The 4,940-nt window shown below is 61.7% G+C and carries 3 protein-coding genes; 1 reads left to right on the top strand and 2 read right to left on the bottom strand.

Features of this window, described 5'->3' with window-relative positions:
- Positions 1-1,237 (top strand): phosphoenolpyruvate carboxykinase (ATP) (locus ABY403_RS13270; protein ID WP_372841306.1); only part of this gene is annotated, 1,237 nt, incomplete at its 5' end.
- 80 nt (positions 1,238-1,317) lie between these two features.
- Here ABY403_RS13270 and gdhA read toward each other — a convergent pair.
- Together gdhA and rnr are read right to left on the bottom strand one after the other, a co-directional pair.
- A complete protein-coding gene (gene gdhA / locus ABY403_RS13265; RefSeq protein ID WP_372841305.1) occupies positions 1,318-2,667 on the bottom strand; it encodes an NADP-specific glutamate dehydrogenase in 1,350 nt (449 codons plus the stop codon).
- Between the two features lie 170 nt (positions 2,668-2,837).
- A partial coding sequence (gene rnr / locus ABY403_RS13260; RefSeq protein ID WP_372841304.1) for a ribonuclease R occupies positions 2,838-4,940 on the bottom strand: 2,103 nt, incomplete at its 5' end.

Raw genomic sequence — 4,940 nt, 5'->3', positions numbered from 1 at the left:
GGATGTACGCATCGTGACCGAACTCGCGTGGCAGGGCCTTTTCATCCGCCACATGCTGCGCCGCCCCGCCCGCCATGAACTTGATGGCTTTGTGCCCGAGTTCACCATCATCGACGCGCCCTCGTTCAAGGCAGATCCGGCACGCCACGGCTGCCGCAGCGAAACCGTGATCGCGCTCAACTTCTCCAAACGGCTGATCTTGATCGGCAATTCGGCCTACGCGGGCGAGATCAAGAAATCGGTGTTTACGCTGCTGAACTACATCCTGCCCGGCAAGGGCGTGATGGCCATGCACTGCTCGGCCAACCATGCGATTGGCGACACTGGCGATACCGCCATCTTTTTCGGCCTGTCGGGCACGGGCAAGACCACCCTTTCCGCAGACCCATCGCGCGTTCTGATTGGCGATGACGAGCACGGCTGGTCCGATCGCGGCACCTTCAACTTTGAAGGCGGCTGCTATGCCAAGACGATCAACCTCAACCCCGAGGCCGAGCCCGAAATCTACGCCACCACCGCCCGGTTCGGCTCGGTCGTCGAGAACATGACCTTTGATCCCGAGACGCTCGAGCTCAACTTCGAAGATACCAGCCTCACCGAGAACACGCGCGTCGCCTATCCGCTGCACTATATCTCGAACGCATCGGAAAGCTCGCTCGGGGGGCATCCTCGCAACATCATCATGCTCACCTGCGACGCCTTCGGGGTGCTGCCGCCAATCGCCCGGCTAACCCCGGCGCAGGCGATGTATCACTTCTTGTCGGGGTTCACCTCCAAGGTAGCGGGCACCGAGCAGGGCATTACCGAGCCGCAGCCGACCTTTTCGACCTGCTTCGGTGCACCCTTCATGCCGCGCCGCCCCGAGGCTTATGGCAACCTGCTGCACGACAAGATCGCAGAGCACGGCGCCACTTGCTGGCTGGTCAATACCGGGTGGACCGGCGGCTCTTATGGTGTTGGCCGCCGCATGCCGATCAAGGCAACCCGCGCGTTGCTGACCGCGGCACTTGACGGCTCGCTTAACGATGCCACCTTCCGCCGCGACGCCAACTTTGGCTTCGAGGTACCGGTGGCCGTGCACGATGTTGACACCGGCCTGCTCAACCCGCGCGAAACATGGGCCGACAAGGCCGCCTACGATGCGCAAGCAGCCAAGCTGATGGCGATGTTCGCCAAGAACTTCGCGCAATACCTGCCCTACATCGACGACGATGTGAAAGCGGTAGCAATCGGCTGATCGGCTAAGATCGAAATGAAAAGGCCGGAGCATCCGCTCCGGCCTTTTTGTTGGCAGCGTCTAACCAGCGCAGGGCTTAGTCAGACAACGCCCATGGCCCGCATCGCCTCGGCCACACGCACAAAGCCGGTGATGTTTGCACCCAACACATAGTCGCTTGGTGCGCCGTATTCTTCGGCGGTCTGGGCACAGGCGTCGTGGATGTTGCGCATGATCGAGGCCAACCGCGCCTCGGTCTGCTCGAACGTCCAACTATCGCGCGATGCGTTCTGCTGCATTTCCAGCGCCGATGTCGCAACACCGCCAGCATTGGCCGCCTTGCCGGGGGCAAACAGCACCCCCGCGGCCTGCATGATCTTCACCGCGTCAGGTGTGGATGGCATGTTTGCCCCCTCGCCTACCGCGATCACGCCGTTCTTGATCAGCGACTTCGCGTCTTTGCCGGTCAGTTCATTCTGAGTGGCCGAGGGCAGCGCAACTTCGCACGGAACATCCCAGATCGAGCCCTTTTCGACATAATGCGTACCTGCACCCTTCAGCCGCGCATATTCCGAAATCCGCCCGCGGCGCACCTCTTTGATTTCTTTTACCAGCGCAAGGTCGATGCCGTTTTCATCCACGACATAACCGCCAGAATCCGAGCAGGCCATAACCTTGCCGCCAAAAGAGATCGCCTTTGCCATGGCATAAATCGCCACGTTGCCCGAGCCGGAAACAACCACGCGCTTGCCGTCAAAACTGTTTTGCTTTCTTTCAAGCATACGTTCCACGAAATACACCGTGCCATAGCCCGTCGCCTCGGTTCGCGCGCGCGATCCGCCGTAGGAAAGACCCTTGCCGGTCAACACGCCTGCCTCGTAGCGGTTGGTCAGACGTTTGTATTGCCCGAACATATAGCCAATTTCGCGGCCACCCACGCCGATGTCGCCTGCGGGCACATCGGTATGTTCGCCCAGATGGCGGTGCAATTCGGTCATCAGCGATTGGCAGAACCGCATGATTTCACCGTTCGAGCGGCCCTTGGGGTCGAAGTCAGAGCCGCCCTTGCCGCCACCGATCGGCAAGCCCGTAAGCGCGTTCTTGAAGGTCTGCTCAAAGCCCAGAAACTTGATGATCCCGACATTGACCGAAGGGTGAAAACGCAGCCCTCCCTTGAATGGCCCAAGCGCCGAGTTGAACTGCACGCGAAAGCCACGGTTGATCTGCACCTGGTTCTTGTCATCAACCCACGGCACGCGGAAAATGATCTGCCGCTCAGGTTCGCAAATACGCTCGATCAAGGCGTCGTCAGCATATTCCGGGTGTTTGGCAACCACCCGGCCGAGGCTTTCCAGCACCTCGCGAACCGCTTGGTGGAACTCTTTTTCGCCCGCATTGCGGCGCAAGACTTCTGTAAGGATCGGTTGCAGTTTTTCGTCGATGCTGATCACCACGCAGACTCCTATGCAGGAAAATGGCTTTGCTATCTGCCGCTTTTTTCGGCAGTTAGATCGCCAATAGTCCGATCGTTTGGCATTTTGAACACTGAAAGGCAATATCGCCCAATTTATGGGCTATTTGCCACAGGCTGCTCGGCACAGTTCGGATGGTCCGTTCTTGTTCAGCGCTTGCGCCCGTGCCGCTCTTTTCGTGCGATGCCGCGTTCGCGTGCCTTGGCGGCAGCCAGTTTGTGCCCGCCGGGCTTGGTTGCGCGCTTTGCGCCCTTGCGCGGCAAGGTGCTGCCCTCGACCTCCAGCAGTTCAAGCATCAGCCCGCCGGTCATCGGCACAGCCTCTGCCAGCCGCACGGTAACGCGCTGACCGATGCTGAGCACCATATTGGTGTCGGCACCGCGCAGGGTTTGTGCGTCTCGGTCATAGTGGAAATATTCGCGCCCAATATCGCGGATAGGGATCAGGCCATCCGCACCGGTCTCGTCCAGCTTCACAAAAGCGCCGAACCGCTGCACGCCACTGATGCGGCCTGTAAACTCGCTGCCGACGCGTTCCGAAAGGTAGGCCGCAAGGTAGCGGTCGGTCGTATCGCGCTCGGCAAGCATGGCGCGCCGCTCGGTTTCAGACACATGCTGCGCGGTCTCTTCCAGCACTTCGATATCGGCGGGCGAAAGCCCGTCATCGCCCCATTTATGCCCCGCGATCAGCGCGCGGTGCACGATCAGGTCGCTGTAACGGCGAATGGGCGAGGTGAAGTGCGCATAGGATCGCAGCGCCAGCCCGAAGTGCCCGAGGTTTTGCGGCAGATAATATGCCTGCTGCATCGAACGCAGCGTGGTGATGTTCAGCAATTCGTCGAACTCGCTGCCCTCGGCCTGCGCCAAAAGACGGTTCAGATGCGCGGTCTTCAGCACATGCCCCTTGGCAAGCGTAAAGCCAGATGCCTGCGCAACCTCGCGCAGCGCGTCGAGCTTTTGCGGGCTCGGTTCTTCATGCACGCGATAAAGCAGCGGGCGGCGAAGGCGCTCCAACTCTTCAGCGGCGGCTACGTTGGCCAGAATCATGAACTCTTCGATCAGCCGATGCGCATCAAGCCGATCACGAAAGCCGACGGATTTGACCTTGCCATCTTCGCCCAGTTCGATCTTGCGTTCGGGCAGGTCCAGATCAAGCGGCTGGCGCGCGGCGCGGGCGCGGGTAAGCGATGCATAGGCCGCGTAAAGCGGTGCGATCACCGGTTCCAGCAACGGCGCGCAGCGCGCATTCGCCTGCCCATCGCGCGCAGCCTGCACCTCTTCGTAGGAAAGTGACGCAACCGATTTCATGCGCCCGCGTTGAAAGCGGTGGCTAAGCTTGTTACCCGCCGAGTCGAGCTTCATGCGCGCAACGATCACCGGGCGCGTGACGCCCTCGTGCAGCGAACACAAATCGCCCGAAAGCCGGTCGGGCAGCATTGGCACCACCCGGTCGGGGAAATAGCAGGAATTGCCGCGCTTGCGCGCCTCGGCATCCAGCGCCGAGCGAGGGCGCACATAATGCGCAACATCGGCAATGGCGACCCAAAGGATATGGCCGCCTTCGTTCGCGGGGTCATCGTCGGCCTCGGCATAGCAGGCATCGTCGTGATCGCGGGCATCTGATGGGTCGATGGTCACAAACGGCAGCGCCGTCAGGTCGTCACCAAAGTCGTCCGGCACCAACTCGGCCGCGTCCGCTTCGGCAATCGCGTCATCGGGAAAGTCGTCGGGGATGCCGTGCTGGTGGATGGCGATCAATGACACCGCGCGCGGTGCAGATGGGTCCCCCAACCGCTCGACAATGCGGGCGGCAGGCAGCCCCATGCGGCCGCGTGGGCCAACAAGCTCTGCCTCGACCAACTCGCCCTCGCGGGCGCTCAGCGTGGCACCCGAACCTACGCGCCATTCGCGATCAGCACCCTTGTCGATAGGCGTGATGCGGCCGCCCTCGGCAGTCTTGCGGAAAATGCCGACAACACGGTGCGACGCCTCGCCGAAACGGCGAATGAGCCGGGCCTCCCAAGCATAATCATCGCCTGAAACCTCGGTCATACGGGCCAGAAAGCGGTCGCCCGCTGCAAGCGGCGCATCCCCCTTGGCGGGCACGAACAGCACGCGCGGCGCAGGCGCGCTGCCCTGCCATTCGAGCGGCTCGGCAAACTGATCGCCGCTCGCATCGGGGGGCAGCATCGACAGAACCGTGACGGGCGCGAACTTGTCGGGTGCGGGCACCACGGGGGCGCGGCGGCGCGT

The organism is Phaeovulum sp. (assembly GCF_041596715.1).
GTDB lineage: Bacteria > Pseudomonadota > Alphaproteobacteria > Rhodobacterales > Rhodobacteraceae > UBA6213.
The sequence above is the reverse complement of the archived record's forward strand: the minus strand, read 5'-3'. Positions and strand labels throughout refer to the sequence as shown.